Below are 17,662 nucleotides of genomic sequence, written 5' to 3' on the forward strand. Positions count from 1 at the left end.
TCAGCCCGCCTCGCGGCAGTCAACCACCGGCGCCGCGTCCGAATCGGTGGCGGAGGCGGCCAGGTCCAGCCACACCTGGCCCTCGGTCACACGGACCGGGAAGGCATGTGTGCAGCCCGAATCCGCGCCCGTGGCCGCGCCAGACTGCAGGTCGATCACCCAGTTGTGCAGCGGACAGGTCACACGTTCGCCGTGGACGATGCCCTGCGACAACGGCCCATCCTTATGCGGGCACTGGTCGCGCAGGGCGAAGACGCGGTCGTCCGCGGTGCGGAAAACGGCGATGTCACCCTGCGGGCCGGCGACGACCCGCGCGCCCAGCGGCGGGATCTCGGCGAGATGGCAGATCGCGATCCAGCTCATGCCGACACCTCCGGGCGCGGGCCCTTCGGCGGGCCATCCACCGGCCGGATGGGAATGAACTCGTGCGCCGCATGGCCGGCGGCCCGCTCGGCCCAGGGGTCCACCTGCGCCACCTCCTGCGACTGAAGGAAGCGGGCGTACAGCGCGGCACGGTTCTCGGCGTCGTCCACCAGGCGGTCCTTCACCTGCGTCAGCCCGACACGTTCGATCCAGGGCGCGGTGCGCTCCAGGTAGCGGGCGCTTTCGCGGTAGAGCTGCATGAAGGCCCCGGCGTATTCGAGCACCTCGGCCTCGGTCTCCACCTTGCAGAGGAAGTCGGTCGCGCGAACCTTCACCCCGCCGTTACCTCCGACATGCAGCTCGTAGCCGGAGTCCACGCAGACCACACCCAGGTCCTTGATCGTCGCCTCGGCGCAGTTACGCGGGCAGCCGGAAACGGCCATCTTGAACTTGTGCGGGGTCCACGAGCCCCAGCTCATCCGTTCCAGCTGGATGCCAAGGCCGGTGGAGTCCTGGGTGCCGAAACGGCACCACTCGGAGCCAACACAGGTCTTCACCGTGCGCAGGGCCTTGCCGTAGGCATGGCCGGAGACGAACCCGGCCTTGCCGAGATCGCGCCACATGGCTGGCAGGTCGCTCTTTTCCACGCCCAGCAGATCGATGCGCTGGCCGCCGGTGAACTTGACCGTGGGCACCTCGTAACGCTCGGCCACCTCGGCGATCGCGCGCAGCTCGGCCGGCGTGGTCACCCCGCCCCAGATGCGCGGGATCACCGAGTAGGTCCCGTCCTTCTGGATGTTGCCGTGGGCGCGCTCGTTGATGAAGCGCGACTGGGCGTCGTCCTGGTACTCCTTCGGCCAGGCCGCCAGCAGGTAATAGTTGAGCGCCGGGCGGCAGACGTGACAGCCGTTCGGGGTCCGCCAGTCGAGGGCCTGGAAGACCGCGTCCATGGTCTTCAGGCCGTCGCGGGTGATCGCCGCGCGCACCTCGTCGTGGCTGTGGTCGGTGCAGGCGCAGACCGGCTTCTTCGCCGGGGCGTCGGAATAGTCGCCGCCCAGCGCGGTCGCCAGCAGCGACTCCACCAACCCGGTACAGGAGCCGCAGGAGTTCGAGGCCTTGGTATGGGCACGCACGTCCTCCAGCGTAAACAGCTTGTGCTCGCTGATCGCCTGGACGATCTCGCCCTTGCACACACCGTTGCAGCCGCAGATCTCGGCGTTGTCCGGCATCGCCGCCACCCGCGAGGCCTCGTCGCCGTGGCCGGAGTCGCCGATATGCGCCTGCCCGAACAGCAGGTTCTCGCGGATGTCGGCGACCGGCGTGCCGTCGCGCATCAACTGGAAGTACCAGGAGCCATCCAGGGTGTCGCCGTAGAGCACCGCGCCCTGGATGCGATTGTCCTTCAGCACCAGGCGCTTGTAGACGCCGCGCGCGGCGTCCTGGAACACCAGATCCTCGGTGGTCTCGTCACCGGTGAAGTCGCCGGCGGAGAACAGGTCGATCCCGGTCACCTTCAGCTTGGTCGAGGTCATCGAGCCCTCGTAACGCCCGATACCGTATTCCGCGAGGTGATTGGCGCAGACCTTGGCCTGCTCCCACAGCGGCGCGACCAGGCCATAGGTGGTACCGCGATGCTGCACGCACTCGCCGACCGCGTAGATCGCCGGGTCATACGTCTGCATGGTGTCGTTCACCACCACGCCGCGCTCGCAGTGCAGCCCGGCGGACTCGGCCAGCGCGGTGTTGGGGCGGATGCCGACCGCCATCACCACCAGATCCGTGGCGATCTCGCTGCCATCGGCAAAGCGCACGCCGGTCACCCGCTGGTTCCCGAGGATGGCCTGGGTCTGGTGCGCCATGCGGAACTGCAGGCCGCGTTCCTCCAGCGAGGCGCGCAGCATGCCGGACGCCGCGGGGTCCAGCTGGCGCTCCATCAGGTGATCCATCAGATGCACCACGGTCACGTCCATGCCCTGGCGCATCAGGCCGTTGGCGGCCTCCAGCCCCAGCAGGCCACCGCCGATGACCACCGCGCGCTTGTGCTCACGGCTAGAGGCCTGCATCGCTTCAACATCGTGGATGTCGCGGAAGCCCACCACGCCGTCGAGGTCGGCCCCCGGTACCGGGATCATCACCGGATCCGAGCCGGTCGCCAGCAACAGCCGGTCATACGGCGCCTCGGTGCCGTCTTCGGCGATCACCCGGCGGCTTACGCGGTCGATCCGCTCGATGCGCTTGCCCTTGTGCAGGGTGATCCCGCGCTCGGCATACCAGGCATCGTCGTTCAGCATGATCTCGTCGACGGTCTTCTCCGAGGCCAGCACCGGCGAGAGCATGATGCGGTTGTAGTTGCCCCAGGGCTCGGCCCCGAACACGGTGATGTCGTACATGTCGGGCTTGAGTTTCAGCAGCTCCTCGACCGTGCGCATCCCGGCCATGCCATTGCCGATCAGGACCAGCCGCGGCTTGTCGTTTGACGTGTTCATTACGCAGCCTCCGCTTCCGGGTTCTTGTGACGCTCGTGGAGGAAGCGCAGGACCTCGGCCCGGTAGTGGTTGTACTGCGGGTTGTCGGCCATCGCCAGACGCTCGCGCGGCTTGGGCAGGTCAATCTCCAGGATCTCGCCGATGGTCGCGGCCGGGCCGTTGGTCATCATCACGATGCGGTCGGACAGCAGTACCGCCTCGTCGACGTCGTGGGTAACCATCAGCACGGTGTTGCCAAGATCCGACTGGATGCGCATCACCTCGTCCTGCAGGTGGGCCCGGGTCAGCGCATCCAGCGCCCCGAACGGCTCGTCCATCAGCAGTACCTTCGGCTCCATCGCCAGTGCCCGGGCGATGCCGACACGCTGCTTCATGCCGCCGGAGATTTCGTCCGGGCGCTTGTCCAGTGCATGGCCCATGCCGACCATCTCCAGCGTCTGCAGGATCCACTCGCGCCGCTCGGCCGCCGACTTGGTGCCCTTGAAGGTCTTGTCCACCGCCAGAGCGACGTTGTCGCGCACCGTCAGCCAGGGCAGCAGCGAGTGGTTCTGGAACACCACGCTGCGATCCGGTCCCGGCTTGCTCACTTCACGCCCGTCCAGGATCACCGCGCCGGTGCTGGTCTCCAGCAACCCGGCGACGATGTTGAGCACCGTCGACTTGCCGCAGCCGGAGTGGCCGATGATGGAGATGAACTCGCCGCGGTCCACGTGCAGGTCGACGTCGCGCAGCACCTCGGTAGCCGAAGGCCCTTCGCCAAAGGTCTTGTGGACGTGTTCAATGGAGAGATAGCTGGTCATGATGTTTCTCCTGTAAGGGGCCGGCTCAGCCGGCCTGCGTGCCACGGGTAACCCAGTTGCCGACGATGGCAACCAGACGGTCGAGGAAGAACCCGACCAGGCCGACGTAGACGAGCGCGAGCACGATGTCGCTGAGCATGGAGGCGTTCCAGGCATCCCAGATAAAGAAGCCGATACCAACACCACCGATCAGCATCTCGGCGGCCACGATCGCTAGCCAGGCGAGACCGATCCCGATGCGCAAACCGGAAAAGACATACGGCGCGGCGGCCGGGAGCATGATCTTGGTGAAGTACTCGAAGCCGTTCAGGCGCAGCACGCGGGCCACGTTCACGTAGTCCTGCGAGATGTTCCGGATACCGACGGAGGTGTTGATGATGATCGGCCAGATCGCGGTGATGAAGATCACGAAGATCGCCGACGGATTGCTGGCCTGGAACGCGGCCAGCGAGATCGGCAGCCAGGCCAGCGGCGGCACGGTGCGCAACACCTGGAACAACGGGTCCAGACCGCGCATCGCCCAGGTGGACTGACCCACCAGCACGCCCAGGCCAATGCCGGCGACCACCGCCAGCGCATAGCCATAGGCCACGCGCTCGAGGCTGGCCAGCAACTGCCAGGCCATGCCGACGTCGTTGCCGCCGTAGTCATAGAAGGGATTGACGATCAGTTCCCAGGTGTCGGTAATCACCTGGCTCGGGGCGGGCAACACGGCTCCCGGGGAGGACGCCATCATCTCCCAGATAAGCAAAAAAAGCGCTGTGACGACCACCGGCGGCACCACGACCGCGGCAGTATTGCGCAGGCGCCGGGCCCAGGCCCCGGGATCTGCCCCGGGGCGCGGCTGGGGTCTGGCCGCAATGGTGGTGGCCTTCCGGGCCACGGGCCGGGTGGGCGATGCCTCGACCACCGGGCGCTCGCGCCCGGAGCCGAAGGTCATGGTGCGGTCGAGAATGGCACTCATGGCGGAATCCTCTTGAATCGTTTTTTCGGGTGTCGTCGGGCCACCGCGTCAGGACGCGATCGCCTTGATGTCCAGGCTGTCGAGATAGGCCTGCGGGTTCTCGGGATCGAAGACCTTGCCGTCAAAGAAGGCCTCCTTGCCGCGCGAGGTGGACGCGGGGATGTCGGCAGAGTCGATACCGAGCTCGGCGGCCGCCTCGCGCCAGATGTCCTCGCGGTTGACCTCGTCCACCAGCGCCGGCATGTCCAGATCCGGCGGCAGATAACCCCAGCGGATGTCCTCGGTGAGGAACCACAGGTCGTGGCTCTTGAACGGGTAGGAGGCGTGGTCCTTCCAGTAGCGCATCTGGTCCGGGTGGTCCTCGACCACGCGGCCGGTGCCGTAGTCGAAGTTCCCCTGCATGCGGTCGATGATGTCGCCGTACGGGGCGTGGATGTAGCGCCGGCGCGAGCAGATCTCGGCGACCTCCTCCTTGTTCGCCGGGTCCTCGCAGTACATCTGCGCCTCCATCACCGCCATGGTCAGGGCGCGCGCCGCGTTCGGATGAGCCTCCACCCAGTCGGCACGCATGCCCAGCGCCTTCTCCGGGTGGTTGTGCCACAGTTCGCCGGTGGTGTTGGCGGTGTAGCCGATGCCCTGATTGATCAACTGCATGTTCCACGGCTCGCAGACACAAAAGGTGTCCATGGACCCGACGCGCATGTTGGCAACCATCTGCGCCGGCGGGACCACGATGGTGGCGATGTCGCGGTCCGGATCGATCCCGCCGGCGGCCATCCAGTAGCGGATCCACAGATCATGGGTCCCGCCCGGGAAGGTCATCGCCGCACGAATGTCGTCACCGCCGGCGGCCTTCTCGGCCAGGGCGCCCTTGAACTCCGTGGTGTCGGTGCCGACCTTCAGGTCCGCGTACTCGTCCCCGACCGAGATGCACTGCCCGGCCAGGTTCAGTCGCGCGAGGATCGTCATCGGCGTGCCCCGGCGATGGATCAGGTAGGGCATTGGCGTGAGAATGTGCGATCCATCGATTCCGCCGCGTTGCGACCCCAGATCCAGGTTGTCGCGCACCGTGCCCCAGGAGGACTGCTTCAGCACCTGCACATCGGGCATGCCGTGAGCGGCGAAAAAGCCCTTCTCCAGCGCAATGAACAGCGGTGCGGCATCCGTCAGCGCGATGAAGCCGAGCTTCGCCTCGGTGGTCTCCGGCTTGCCATTGCCGGCCTTCGCATAGCCCCAGGGCGCCGCGCCCGAAAGGCCCATTGCCGTGGCGCCGATTCCGGCGGCCATGCCGCCCAGGAAACGCCGGCGCGACAGGCCGGAGGTGTTCTTCGTGTCGTTCGTTTGATCGGTCATTACGGGTTCACTCCCCTTGTCAGCAAACACATCCCAAAAACGACAAAAGGCGTCGCATCAGCCCGGCCGCTTGTGCAGCCGGGTGATGGACGCCTTTGTCCAGTCTCACGGGAGCCCCGGTCATCGGGTCTCCCTGTTGTCAGGCGACGAACCGCCGTTGGCTCGTCTTGCCCATACTCCTGCAGGAGGTGTGCCAATTAGCCGTTGCTAGGCGACCATGCGGGAAACAATCGCCACGTGGCGCGGAAAAATCGGATGGTTTCGAACACCGGGTCGAACGCTTGCGGGAAGCCCGAAGTCCGGAAGCCGATCCCTAAGGCACCAGCCTGGGGCGCACTTGCGGTGCAGTTGACCTGCAATAGTGCGCTGCCAGAGGGCGACCTAACCCGCCGTAGGAGCCGCCTTGGCGGCGAAGCCCCTGCCCGCGCCGGACTTTGGCAGGGGCTTCGCCGCCAAGGCGGCTCCTACAGGCCCTTCCCCAGCAGGTCGGACATGGCGACGGTCGCCTCGGCCACCTCGGCCAGACGCCGGTTCTGGTTCATCGCAGTCTGGCGCAGGAGCTTGTAGGCCTGGTCCTCCGTCAGGCCGCGATGCTGGATTAGCAGTGCCTTGGCTCGCTCAATCGTCTTGCGCTCGGCCAAGGCCTGGCGCGCCGCCTGCAGCTCGTCCTCCACCGACTGCAGACGACTGGCCTGGCGTTGCACCAGGTCCATCACCGAATGTCCGACGATCGGCACATTGAGCGGGTTATCGCCGCCCACGCCGTCGGAATCCAGCCCCTCGGGCGCACCGAAGAACACCGCATACGGCACGCTGTCACGCAGCTCCGACTCGGCCAGCTGCGCGATACGGTCACGCACCGCACCCAGGTCCGCGCGATCCGCCGCGATACGCGCCGAACAGCACTCGTTCAGATGCATCTCCAGCCGGTCCTCGATCTCCTTCATCGCGTCGATCCGCGCGGTGGCGCAGGCAAACCAGGCCTCGGCCCGCGCCGGGTCCGGCTGGCCATCGGCCTGGGTGCAGGCCTGACGGCGCAGGCGCTCGACCTCGGCCGCGAAGCTCGCGCCCTGCAACTGACGCCAGGCACCGCAGGCCGATTCCGGGGCAAACTCGGAGAAGATGTGAAACGAACGCTCCTGGGCATCGATGCGGTGCAGCAGGGCCTGACGCAACTCGCCGTCGAACACGCCCTGGCCAAAGCCGGCCGCGCCGATCGCACGCTCCTGACCCGCAAGCTCCTTGCCCTGCATGAAGTTCAAAAGAGCGACCAGTGCACCGGAGACCTCCGGGTCGGTAGCCGAGTCCGCAGCCTCGAATACCACGCCCAGAAGCGAACGGATCAGTTCGCTGAAGCCGCGCATCGCCTCCATTGGCGAAAGCGTGCGCTCGTTGACCTCCTCGCGCAGGCTGGGCAGCCCGGACAGTCCGTGCAAGGCCAGTGCCATGCGTCCCAGCAACCGGCCGCGTGCATGGGCACAGGCCCCCGGCTGTAACCAGCCATCAAGGTGTTCGCGAAAGGCCGCCGCCGTGGTGTCGGATTCGGTTCGATACTGCCCCAGCTCCTCGGCATAACGCTGGCCAGCCGAGCCGATCCAGAGGCTGGAAGCGCCGCGTTCACGCTGCAGTTGATGCACCAGGGCACGGATGCGCCCGACCAGTTGCACGGCCTCCAGCAGGCGCTCCAGGCTCACTACCTCGCATTTGCGCGAGGCGACCAGGAAATCGCCAATAGCCTCTTCATACGAAACGCTCGGGGACGGGGTATTCTGGGGGAGATTCTGACTCATGCTCATGATCCGCGGATGCCTCGCGGAACAAACAAGCACGCGATGTGCCAGTTCGGGGCACTGGCAGGGGCGGGAGATCAGAACGAGCGGGGGATCACACCCCCGCCCGCGAGCAACGATGAACGATCAGAAGCTCATCGAGCGGTCGAACTCGGCGACGGCCTGCACGTACTGGCCCATGCCGGCCATCTCGGCGTTCGGCAGGAAGTTGTGTTCGCCGACGTCGCGGCCCTTGGCGCAGGCCTCGCAGGCCCAGAACGGGACGCCTTCACTGACCAGTGAATCGACGATGTCCTTCATTGCCGGCATGTTGTGGCCGACGATCTTGTCGTAGACATTGCGGTTGGCGATGTTCACGGCCTCGCCCTGCAGCCAGACGGTCACGTCATGGCCCTGCTGCTTGGCCACGTTGGCGGCGATCATGCCGAGCGTCGCACGGGTGGGGTCGTCGGTACCGGCGGTGACAGCAACAATAAAGCGCATGGGGTTCTCCTGAGTGCTTGAAACGTGCTGCAACCGTAGCGGCAGGCACGCCCGGCGTCGATTTCCCACAAGCCGCGGAGAAACACTCGGATCAGGGCCTGCCCCTCGCCGTAACGCTGGTCCGGTAGAGCTTGAAGGCCATCAGCAGCCAGGGGATGGCGTGCATGACCAGGTCGAGGATGTCCCACAACCGGTTCAGCTCGCCGGCCAACAGCCAGCGCAGCTTCTCCGCGACATGCGGCTCGGGGATCCAGGGGGCCAGGCCCAGCGTGGCCACCAGCAGGGCAAACAGCCACAGCGGTGCGCGATCGACCCAGCGTACGAAGGCTTTCATCGCGCGCATCCTACCCAAGGCCCGCGCACGGCGCAGCCCGTTCTTGCCGGTAACGGGGCCGCCTTCTACACTTTTGCCTGCTTCAGGGGGGCGCGACGCGGCAGGCCCGGGAACCCCCTGGCCTCACCGCTGCCCGCATTGGCCGCCTGGCCCGGAAGACCATCATGGAAGCCCTGCTCGTCTCCACCGTCATCGTCGCCATCGCCGAGATGGGCGACAAGACCCAGCTCCTCGCGCTGCTCCTGATCTGCCGCTACCAGCAGACCTGGCCCATCATCTGGGGCATCGTGGTGGCGACCCTGGCCAATCACTTCCTCGCCGCGCTGGCCGGCGTCTGGATCGGCGCGAGCGTGCCGGACGCGTGGCTGCGCTGGGGGCTGGGGCTCGGCTTCATCGTCATGGCCGCCTGGGTGCTGGTGCCGGATAGCGAGGACGAGCTGCCAGCCCCCTCGAAACACGGCGTGTTCTGGACCACCACGGTGCTGTTCTTCCTGGTCGAGATGGGCGACAAGACGCAGGTGGCTACCGCCGCGCTGGCCGCGACCTTCGACAACCTGATCCTGGTCGTGATCGGCTCGACCATCGGCATGGTCGTGGCCAATGCGCCGGTCGTATGGCTGGGACAGCGCTTCGCCTGCCACCTGCCGCTGCGGCTGCTACGCGCGCTCGCCGCGCTGCTGTTCTTCGCCCTGGGCCTCGGAGTCCTGCTCGCCTGGGTCTGACTCCGAGCGCAGCATCTTCTGTCCCAGCCAGATGCGCCGCACCAGGCGCGGTAGCAACAGCAGCAATGCCAGCACCGCGAGCAGCGCCAGACCCAGTTGCACCCCGCTGTCGGCCCCGCTGGCCACCTCGCGGGTGGCATGCCCCAGCCAGGCATAGGCGAACAGGCCCGGGATCAGCGCCACCACCGTCGTCAGTGCAAACACGGGCAGCGGCAGGCGCACCAGTCCCAGGGCATAGTTGGTGGGCGCAAACGGAAACACCGGCACCAGCCGGGTCAGGGCCACCACACGCCAGCCCTCGGCCTCTACATCCTCGCGCAGCCGGGTACTGCGCGGCCCCATGCGCGGGACCAGCCAGGGTTGCAGCCAGGTGCGGGCCAGCATGAAGGCGATGACCGCCGCCACGGTGGCCGCCAGCAGACTAAGGGCGCCACCGGTGAAGGGGCCGAACAAGGCGCCGCCCAGCAGGATCCAGAAGGTGCTCGGCAGCGGGAACAGGGCCAGCACGACAAACGCCAGCACGAATACCAGGTAGGCCCCAGGGCCCCAGCTGAGCAGCCAGACCTCCAGCTCGCCCAGCGGAACGCCGAGGCTGGGCCACTCGGTGGTCAACAGGATCCACGCCAGCGAGATCCCGAACAGGATCGCCGCGACCGTCAGCCAGCTCTTGTGATGTCGAATCCTCATGTCACCCCGTCAGCCCCCGTCCCCGGGATCTTCACCGCCGGCGCGCAGACGCTCCAGACGCTCCGCCAGCGCGCGCTCGGTACCATCCCGGCGCGGACTGTAGAAGCGCGCTTCTTCCAGCCCTTCGGGCAGATAGACCTGTCCACGCGCAAACCCGTCCGGTTCGTCGTGGTCGTAGCGATACCCGGCACCGAAGCCCTCGGCACGCATCAGCTCGGTCGGGGCATTGCGCAGGTGCAGGGGCACGCCCGCGCTGCCGCTGTCGCGGATCGCGGCCCGCGCGCCGTTCAGCGCGGCATAGGCGCTGTTGCTCTTGGGTGCGGAGGCCAGTTCGATCACTGCCTGTACCAGCGCCAGATCGCCTTCCGGCCGGCCCAGACGTTCCATGGTCTGCCAGGCCGCCAGCACCCGCGCACCGAGGCCAACCGCGGCCAGGCCAATGTCCTCGTAGGCCATGCGCAGCAGGCGACGACCGAGGTAGTCCGGGTCACAGCCCGCATCCAGCATGCGGGTGAGCCAGTACACCGCGGCGTTCGGATCGGACCCGCGCACGGATTTGTGCAGGGCGGAGATCTGGTCGTAGAAGGCATCGCCCTGACGGTCGAAGGCCAGTGACTGCGCCCCCATCACCGCGCGCAGCGCGTCGCCGGTGATGGCGCCATCGCGCGCCAGGTCCGAGGCGGTCTCCAGCCAGTTCAGGGCACGCCGGGCATCGCCATCGGCGGCGCGTGCAAGACGCTGACGCTCCTCTGGGTCCAGCGTCAGGCCACGCCCGCCCAGACCGCGCTCGGGGTCATTGAGGGCCCGGTCGATCAGGGCCTCGATGGCCTCCGCCCCGACCGCCTCCATGCGATAGACCCGCGCGCGCGACAGCAGCGCGCTGTTGAGTGCGAACGAAGGATTCTCGGTGGTCGCGCCGACGAAGGTCAGCGTACCGTCCTCAATGTGCGGCAGCAGGGCGTCCTGCTGGCCCTTGTTGAAGCGGTGGATTTCGTCGATGAACAGCAGCGTCCCGACACCATTGCGGCGGCGGGCCTTCGCGGCTTCGACAACCGCACGGACGTCCTTGACCCCCGCCAGCACGGCGGACAGCGTGACCAGGCGCTGGGCTCCGGCCGCCGCCACCAGCCGCGCGAGCGTCGTCTTGCCGCAGCCGGGCGGGCCCCAGAGGATCATCGACGGGGTCTGGCCCTGCTCGATCGCCTGGCGCAGCGCGGCATCGGCGCCGACCAGGTGGTCCTGGCCGACCATCTCGTCGAGACGCGCCGGACGCATGCGCTCGGCCAGCGGCGCCGAGGGATCCGGGGCTACCGGGGCCGGTTCGGGTTCGGGCGAGGCCACGTCCGGATCGGGGCCGAACAGATCGCCTTCGGGGGAATCACTCATGGAGGGATTGTAACCCCTCGAGCCGAAGAGCCTTGTTCACCACGAAGTGCACGAAGGTACGAAGAAGGGCTATTGAACCACGGAGGGCACGGAGACAACCCAAGGGGGTATCACAGCCCATGGGTAGGATGCGTTGAGCGAAGCGAAACGCATCAACATCGATCACCCGGAATATCGCCGCCTTCCGACCGATGCGTTTCGCTGCGCTCAACGCATCCTACGCTCCCTGAAAGCCTTTGTTTTCTCCGTGGCCTCTGTGCGCTTTGTGGCAGATAACCCGCGAGCGGACCTCGCTCAAGGCCGATAGATGTCGGTCCCGGCCGGCGGGTCGAAGGTGAACACGCCCGGGTCGAGTTCGCCATTGCGTTCGGTTTCGTGGAAGAGGATCACGGTCTCCTGGCCGAAGATGTCGCGGAAGGCCATGCGGGTCAGGTCGCCATCCGCGGTCAGGTCCAGGTCCAGACTGGTGAAGTCGGCCTGTTCGTTGCGCGGCACCAGCACCAGGCGCAAGGCATCGCCGCCCGGCACCGGGCGCAGTGACATGCGGAAGTGCTCGTCCAGACGCTCCGGCTGGGTGATCGCGGCGATCGGCGTGGCGTCGAAGGCATCCCCCAGCGGGCGCACCGTGGCCTGCGACAGGTCCGGGTCGTACATCCACAGATCCTGCCCATCGGAGACGATGGTCTGCGGGAACGGCTCGGTCACCTCCCAGTGCAGGCGATTGGGCAGCCCCAGCTGCATGCGGCCATCGGACTCCTGCAGCACGTAGCCGGTGTCGTCGCGCACGGTCTGGGTAAATTCGGCGGAGAAGCTTTCCAGGCCATCGACAAAGCGATCCAGCGCCGCGCGGGCATCCTCCATACCGCGGTCGGCGGCCAGGGCCGGAACGGCGGTCAAGGCCAGTACCAGGCCAAGGGACAGGGCCCGCCAGAGGGCGCCCGGACACGTAAGGGGACGAGCGTTCATGCAGTCTCCAGGATGGATGAGTATGCGATTCATGATGCGCCGCGAGGCTTAACCCGGCGTGAATGTGTCGCACAGGGATGACGAACCGCGTCACGCGATCAGGGACATGGACACCAACCACGCCCTCGGGTTCGGGGCGCTCAGTCGTTCGGGCCGGGAACCAGGACCTCGCGATTGCCGTTCGACTGTACCTGGCTGACCAGGCCGGCGGCCTCCATGTCTTCGACCATGCGCGCGGCGCGGTTGTAGCCGATCTTCAGCCGGCGCTGGACGAACGAGATCGAGGCCTTGCGTGACTCGATGACCACCTGCACGGCCTGATCGTACAGCGGGTCCGATTCGTTGCCGTTCCCCTCGGGCGACTCCAACCCCGGGATGCTGGCCGCACCGGCCTCGGGCTCGTCGAGGATTGCGTCGTTGTAGTCCGGCTCGCCGGTGGACTTGAGGTACTCGACCACCTGATGCACCTCGTTGTCGCTGACGAACGCGCCGTGCACGCGCTCGGGCATCGCCTTGCCCGGCGGCAGGTAGAGCATGTCGCCGTGACCCAGCAGGTGCTCGGCACCCATCTGATCGAGGATGGTGCGCGAGTCCACGCGCGAGGAGACCTGGAAGGCGATGCGGGTGGGGATGTTCGCCTTGATCAACCCGGTAATCACGTCCACCGACGGACGCTGGGTGGCCAGGATCAGGTGGATGCCGGCGGCGCGGGCCTTCTGCGCCAGCCGGGCGATCAGCTCCTCGACCTTCTTGCCCACCACCATGATCATGTCGGCGAATTCGTCGACCACAACCACAACGAACGGCAACGGCTCCAGTTCCGGCGCCTCGGTCTCGGTGATCGCCTCCTCCGGCTTGAACAACGGGTCCTTCAGTGGCTCGCCACCGGCCTGGGCATCGCGCACCTTCTTGTTGAAGCCGCCGATGTTGCGCACGCCCATCGCCGACATCAGCTTGTAGCGCCGCTCCATCTCCGCCACCGCCCAGCGCAGGGCGTTGGAGGCATCCTTCATGTCGGTGACGACCGAACACAGCAGATGCGGGATGCCCTCGTAGACCGACAACTCCAGCATCTTCGGATCGATCAGGATCAGGCGGACGTCTTCCGGCGTGGACTTGTACAGCAGCGACAGCAGCATCGCGTTGACGCCCACTGATTTCCCGGAACCGGTCGTCCCGGCGACCAGCAGATGCGGCATCTTCGCCAGATCCGCGATCACCGGCCCGCCGCCGATGTCCTTGCCCAGCGCCATGGTCAGCGGCGACTTGTTCGAGTCGAACAGATCCGAACGCAGGATCTCCGAGAGGGCCACGATCTCGCGGTTCTCGTTGGGGATCTCCAGCCCCACCGTGGACTTGCCCGGGATCACCTCGACGATGCGCACCGCCATCACCGACAGCGAACGCGCGAGATCGGTGGACAGCCCGGAGATGCGCGAGGCTTTCACCCCGGCCGCCGGTTGCAATTCGAAGCGGGTGATCACCGGCCCCGGCTGCACCGCAACCACCTCGACCTCCACACCGAAGTCCTTCAGCTTCAGTTCCACCAGGCGAGAGAGCGCCTGCAACGACTCCTCGGAGAATCCGTCGGGCGGCGGCGGCGCCTCGTCCAGCAGGGCCAGCGGCGGGTGTGGATCCGCGCCCGTCCCCTCGGAGAACAGCGGGACCTGCTTCTCCTTCTGCACCCGCGGGCTGGGTGGCGGCGCCTCGATACGCGGCTCCACCCGCGAGGGCATGCGCTTCTCGGTACGCTTGCGTTCCTTCTCTACCCGGGTCTCGCGTTCGGCCCGTTCGCGGGCACCGATGCGGCGGTCGCGGGCCGAGTCGATCGCCACGCGGGCACGCTCCCAGCCGCGCACGGCCAGCTGGCCGAGACGATCCATCAGCAGGAACCAGGAAAGCCCGGTAAACAGGGTCACCCCGGCCAGGAACAGCGCCAGCAGAACCAGTGTCCCGCCCACCAGGCTCAGCCCGGCGACCGCCCAGCCGCCGAACAGGTCGCCGAGGATGCCGCCGGCATGGACCGGCATCCCGCCCGGCAACAGGTGCAGCGCGGCCAGGGCCGAGCCGGCGATCAGCGCCACGATCAACGCCAGCCCGCGCACGGTGAGCTCCATGGGGCTGGCGATCTGCGCCTCGCGGCGATGCCGGAACAGCCACCAGCCAATACCACCCACGGCCAGCGGGATCAGGTAGGCCAGATAGCCGAGCAGATGAAAAGCGATATCAGCGAACCAGGCGCCCGTGGTGCCGCCCAGATTGCGCAGACCCTCGCCGTCGCCGGTGGTCGACCAGGCGGCATCGCCCGGGTGATAGCTCGCCAGCGCCACCAGCAGATACAGCGCCAGCATGCCAAAGATCAGCAGCGCACCCTCGCGCAGCCCACGCAGGAGTTGCCCACTCAGGCTCGGCGGTGCGGCCGGCTCTGCCGTCTTGCTGCCCTTGGCACCCTTGCCCCCGGATTTGGCCTTGCTTGCGGCCATGCGCTCCCCACTGGTCCGGCCCGCGGCGCGGGCAACTTTTCAAGGAAGCGCTGAATAAAGCCATCCTGGCTTTCTCAGCGCACGCTGCACTGCAAACGCGGTTTGCAGCTTGCTTCACAATCAACCCCCTGCGGTGGTCGATTGCGGCGGCACCTCCTTGTGCCGCCGGGAAACGCCGATGAATCGGCGTTTCCCGGGATCATCGCGCAGTTTACCGGTTAAAACGTTCTTCGGGGGGCCAGACCTGCCCAGCCTGAGAACCGAGTCCGGTCCGATCGCTTTCCGGCAGGCTGCCTCGGCTCAGCGAGCCCTGCCATTACAGGAGCGGGCCTGCCCGCGAAGCCCCCGCCCGTGTCGGCAAAGGCCCATCCCTCAGTCCCATCGATAACCCCATACCGCAAACACTGGGTCCGCATGCTTCAGCCGGCCGGCATAGGGATCATCCGCCGGCCGCGGCAGGCCGCGCAGGGAAAAGGTCGCGAGACCCGCGAAACCGGCGCGCAGGAACAGGTCCAGCACCAGCCCCATGCGCTCGAAGTCGTACAGGCGTTCCCAGACCGCAACCGCCTTGGTCGGGAAGCAGCGGTTGGAGAACGTCACCACGAACACCCCGCCCGGGCGCAGCACCTCGCGGACCGCGTGGAACACCGCCTCCGGCTGCGTCAGATACTCGACCGACGCGGTACAGGCCACGGCGTCGAAGCTCCCCGCCGCATACGGCAACTCGGGCTGCACATTGAGGTCCTGCACATGCGCGGACGCCAGGCAGGGGTTGTCCGCCAGCTCCTGCGTGTTCATACCCAGCCCGATCACCGCTTCCGGCGTCTCCACCCGGTCCAGGTGCGACTCCCAGCTGCTCATCAGGTCGAGCACCCGCGCACCGGGCGGGATGCAGGCGCCATACAGTGCGGCGATCTCGGCGCGCGCGGTGGCATCCAGGTGGTGTACCCGGCGGGGTTCGGCATAAAACGCGGCATCGGGGTCCGGATCCTCGCGTTCCAGCGCGCCGTCGGTCCAGAAGTCGGTCGGCCGTCCGCGCCAGCGGGCCTGCATGCCCGGCCCGCGGGCCGTCAGCAGCCGGGCCACATCCACCGAGTGGTCGTCATCACGCCCGTGGGCGTGGCGGGCCATGACCCGCGCCTGCAACCGCAGCTCATGGTCCGCCAGTGGATGGTTCAGATCCGCCACCAGGCGGTCCTCCTCCAGCGCCCCGACCCGGAACAACTCGCGATCCCCGGCATCGATGCCCGCATGGCCGGCAATGAACGCCCTCGGGTAAAAACGACCGGCACGGGGCTCCACCCGGCGATGCCTGCGCAGGCCACGATTGAACGCCGACGCCGGGAGCTCCCGCACCCGATCCACCTCGGACGGCGGGACCAGGGCCGCGGCTGACGCCCGGGAGGCCTCGTGTACCGCCCCCACTCCCAGCCCGTGCAGGGCGGCGCCCAGATCACCCGGCCAGTGGTCCCGCTCCGGCAACAGCCTCGGCAGAAACAGACATTCGCGGTGACGGGCCTCGTCACTCGCCCAGTCCAGCATGAACCCGATATCCGCTACGTCGCCCGGGTTCGACCGGGATGGCGCCTCGATCCAGTTGGCAAACGGGTCCCGCATGGGCTCTCTCCTGACGCGGCAACACGGACTGCCACGGTGACAGCGTACCGGTTATGGTACGACCAAGCCCGCACCGGAAGCTCGCATGCCCCGCTCCCTGATCGCGCCCTCCGCACTGCTCGCCACGGCCCTTTGGTTGCTCGCCGCCTTGCTGGCGATCCCCGCCGCCCAGGCCCAGGAGACGGGGGCCAGCGCCGCCGACCTCGATTCCAACCTGCGCGTGGGCACCCGCTTTGTGTCGCCGTTCGTGATCGCCCCGGACGCGGCCGACGCGGCCCCGACCGGCATCGCGATCGAGCTTTGGGAACGGGTAGCGGAACGCCTGGAACTGGACTACGGGTACCGGGAGGTCAGCCTCGAGGCATTGATCACAGGCCTGGGGGACGACCGCATCGATGTCTCGGTCGCGGCCCTCACCGCGACCGCCGAGCGCGCCGAGCGCGTCGACTTCACCCATCCGTACTACAGCACCGGGCTGTCCATTGCCGTGCCCCAGCAGGGCAACCCGGTCGCCGGCGCCCTGCGGGCATTCATCTCGATGCCATTCCTGATGGTCATCCTCGCGCTCGCCGGCCTGCTCCTGCTGGTCGGCGCACTGCTGTGGCTGTTCGAGCGTCACCGCAACGCCGACGAGTTCGGCGGCAGCTCCGCACAGGGGCTGGGCTCGGCCTTCTGGTGGGCCGCCGTCACCATGACCACGGTCGGCTACGGCGACAAGGCCCCGCGCACCCTGCCCGGCCGCGCGATCGCGCTGGTCTGGATGTTCGCGGCCCTGATCCTGGTTTCCACCTTCACCGCCGCAATCGCCACCACCTTGACCGTCAGCTCACTGGATACCGGCATCCAGAATGTCTCCGACCTGGAGGGCCAGCGCATCGCCACCATCGGCGGCTCCAGTGCCGCCGCCTGGCTGGACGACCAGGGCTTCGCCTACCGCGACCACGCGGACCTGAGCTCCGCCCTCGACGCGGTCGCCAACGGGCACGCCGACGCGATGGTCTATGACGCCCCGCTGCTGCGTTACCAGGTGCGCGAACACTTCGCCGGTCAACTGGAGGTGCTACCCGTCGAGTTCCTGCGCCAGGACTATGCCCTGGCCCTGCCCCAGGGCTCGCCGCTGCGCGCCCCGATGAACGTGGCTATCCTCGAGATTCTGGAATCCGACGAGTGGCAGCGGGTGCTGCGCCGCTACCTCGGTAATTGACGCGAACCGCAGCAGGGAGAGACG

The 17,662-nt window shown here is 67.4% G+C and carries 15 protein-coding genes; 2 read left to right on the forward strand and 13 right to left on the reverse strand.

What is annotated here, in order from left to right:
• The 8 genes from nirD to D575_RS0112545 form a co-directional block, all read right to left on the reverse strand.
• Positions 1–363: a nitrite reductase small subunit NirD gene (gene nirD, locus D575_RS0112510; RefSeq protein WP_018146260.1), complete on the reverse strand. Its 363-nt coding sequence runs from the start codon at positions 361–363 to the stop codon at positions 1–3.
• Entirely contained in the window at positions 360–2,849 is a 2,490-nt protein-coding gene (gene nirB, locus D575_RS0112515) for a nitrite reductase large subunit NirB (protein ID WP_018146261.1), read from the reverse strand. The genes nirD and nirB overlap by 4 nt, the downstream gene beginning before the upstream one ends.
• Positions 2,849–3,649, reverse strand: a complete 801-nt coding sequence (locus D575_RS0112520; protein ID WP_018146262.1) for an ABC transporter ATP-binding protein — start codon at positions 3,647–3,649, stop codon at positions 2,849–2,851. Before D575_RS0112520 ends, nirB begins: the two co-directional genes overlap by 1 nt.
• Before the next feature lie 25 nt (positions 3,650–3,674).
• Entirely contained in the window at positions 3,675–4,613 is a 939-nt protein-coding gene (gene ntrB, locus D575_RS0112525; RefSeq protein WP_018146263.1) for a nitrate ABC transporter permease, read from the reverse strand.
• Between the two features lie 48 nt (positions 4,614–4,661).
• On the reverse strand, positions 4,662–5,966 hold the full coding sequence (locus D575_RS0112530; RefSeq protein ID WP_018146264.1) for a CmpA/NrtA family ABC transporter substrate-binding protein: 1,305 nt from the start codon (positions 5,964–5,966) through the stop codon (positions 4,662–4,664).
• Positions 5,967–6,430: 464 nt separating this feature from the next.
• Positions 6,431–7,756: a nitrate regulatory protein gene (locus tag D575_RS0112535; RefSeq protein WP_018146265.1), complete on the reverse strand. Its 1,326-nt coding sequence runs from the start codon at positions 7,754–7,756 to the stop codon at positions 6,431–6,433.
• Between the two features lie 126 nt (positions 7,757–7,882).
• Positions 7,883–8,239 (reverse strand): DsrE family protein, encoded by a 357-nt coding sequence (locus D575_RS0112540; RefSeq protein ID WP_018146266.1) that lies wholly within the window; start codon positions 8,237–8,239, stop codon positions 7,883–7,885.
• A gap of 91 nt (positions 8,240–8,330) precedes the next feature.
• Positions 8,331–8,573 (reverse strand): hypothetical protein, encoded by a 243-nt coding sequence (locus D575_RS0112545; RefSeq protein WP_018146267.1) that lies wholly within the window; start codon positions 8,571–8,573, stop codon positions 8,331–8,333.
• 164 nt (positions 8,574–8,737) lie between these two features.
• On the opposite strand from D575_RS0112545, the gene D575_RS0112550 reads away from it, so the two are divergent.
• Positions 8,738–9,295: a TMEM165/GDT1 family protein gene (locus tag D575_RS0112550; protein WP_018146268.1), complete on the forward strand. Its 558-nt coding sequence runs from the start codon at positions 8,738–8,740 to the stop codon at positions 9,293–9,295.
• Here D575_RS0112550 and D575_RS0112555 read toward each other — a convergent pair.
• From D575_RS0112555 to D575_RS0112575, 5 genes are all read right to left on the reverse strand, one after another.
• Positions 9,230–9,982, reverse strand: coding sequence for a TVP38/TMEM64 family protein (locus D575_RS0112555; protein ID WP_018146269.1), 753 nt, complete (start codon positions 9,980–9,982; stop codon positions 9,230–9,232). The two genes, D575_RS0112550 and D575_RS0112555, sit on opposite strands and share 66 nt — an antisense overlap.
• 9 nt (positions 9,983–9,991) lie before the next feature.
• Positions 9,992–11,368 (reverse strand): replication-associated recombination protein A, encoded by a 1,377-nt coding sequence (locus tag D575_RS0112560; protein WP_018146270.1) that lies wholly within the window; start codon positions 11,366–11,368, stop codon positions 9,992–9,994.
• Between the two features lie 294 nt (positions 11,369–11,662).
• Positions 11,663–12,334, reverse strand: coding sequence for an outer membrane lipoprotein chaperone LolA (lolA, locus tag D575_RS0112565; protein ID WP_018146271.1), 672 nt, complete (start codon positions 12,332–12,334; stop codon positions 11,663–11,665).
• Positions 12,335–12,474: 140 nt separating this feature from the next.
• Positions 12,475–14,817: a DNA translocase FtsK gene (locus D575_RS0112570; RefSeq protein WP_018146272.1), complete on the reverse strand. Its 2,343-nt coding sequence runs from the start codon at positions 14,815–14,817 to the stop codon at positions 12,475–12,477.
• Between the two features lie 372 nt (positions 14,818–15,189).
• Positions 15,190–16,434 carry a methyltransferase domain-containing protein gene (locus D575_RS0112575; RefSeq protein ID WP_018146273.1) on the reverse strand — a complete coding sequence of 415 codons (1,245 nt, stop codon included), beginning with the start codon at positions 16,432–16,434 and terminating at the stop codon, positions 15,190–15,192.
• Between the two features lie 85 nt (positions 16,435–16,519).
• Here D575_RS0112575 and D575_RS0112580 point away from each other — a divergent pair, with 85 nt between their 5' ends.
• A complete protein-coding gene (locus D575_RS0112580; protein ID WP_018146274.1) occupies positions 16,520–17,638 on the forward strand; it encodes a transporter substrate-binding domain-containing protein in 1,119 nt (372 codons plus the stop codon).
• Positions 17,639–17,662: the final 24 nt, after the last annotated feature.

It is taken from the genome of Thioalkalivibrio sp. AKL6, from assembly GCF_000376905.1.
In the GTDB taxonomy this organism is placed as follows: Bacteria; Pseudomonadota; Gammaproteobacteria; order Ectothiorhodospirales; family Ectothiorhodospiraceae; genus Thioalkalivibrio; species Thioalkalivibrio versutus.

Bases quoted from the DNA above. Each gene is read 5' to 3' on its own strand.
- D575_RS0112535 (WP_018146265.1), bottom strand. From the start codon at position 7,756: ATGAGTCAGAATCTCCCCCAGAATACCCCGTCCCCGAGCGTTTCGTAT.
- nirD (WP_018146260.1), bottom strand. From the start codon at position 363: ATGAGCTGGATCGCGATCTGCCATCTCGCCGAGATCCCGCCGCTGGGC.
- lolA (WP_018146271.1), bottom strand. From the start codon at position 12,334: ATGAACGCTCGTCCCCTTACGTGTCCGGGCGCCCTCTGGCGGGCCCTG.
- D575_RS0112570 (WP_018146272.1), bottom strand. From the start codon at position 14,817: ATGGCCGCAAGCAAGGCCAAATCCGGGGGCAAGGGTGCCAAGGGCAGC.
- D575_RS0112530 (WP_018146264.1), bottom strand. From the start codon at position 5,966: ATGACCGATCAAACGAACGACACGAAGAACACCTCCGGCCTGTCGCGC.
- D575_RS0112560 (WP_018146270.1), bottom strand. From the start codon at position 11,368: ATGAGTGATTCCCCCGAAGGCGATCTGTTCGGCCCCGATCCGGACGTG.
- D575_RS0112520 (WP_018146262.1), bottom strand. From the start codon at position 3,649: ATGACCAGCTATCTCTCCATTGAACACGTCCACAAGACCTTTGGCGAA.
- D575_RS0112550 (WP_018146268.1), top strand. From the start codon at position 8,738: ATGGAAGCCCTGCTCGTCTCCACCGTCATCGTCGCCATCGCCGAGATG.
- ntrB (WP_018146263.1), bottom strand. From the start codon at position 4,613: ATGAGTGCCATTCTCGACCGCACCATGACCTTCGGCTCCGGGCGCGAG.
- D575_RS0112545 (WP_018146267.1), bottom strand. From the start codon at position 8,573: ATGAAAGCCTTCGTACGCTGGGTCGATCGCGCACCGCTGTGGCTGTTT.
- nirB (WP_018146261.1), bottom strand. From the start codon at position 2,849: ATGAACACGTCAAACGACAAGCCGCGGCTGGTCCTGATCGGCAATGGC.
- D575_RS0112540 (WP_018146266.1), bottom strand. From the start codon at position 8,239: ATGCGCTTTATTGTTGCTGTCACCGCCGGTACCGACGACCCCACCCGT.
- D575_RS0112575 (WP_018146273.1), bottom strand. From the start codon at position 16,434: ATGCGGGACCCGTTTGCCAACTGGATCGAGGCGCCATCCCGGTCGAAC.
- D575_RS0112580 (WP_018146274.1), top strand. From the start codon at position 16,520: ATGCCCCGCTCCCTGATCGCGCCCTCCGCACTGCTCGCCACGGCCCTT.
- D575_RS0112555 (WP_018146269.1), bottom strand. From the start codon at position 9,982: ATGAGGATTCGACATCACAAGAGCTGGCTGACGGTCGCGGCGATCCTG.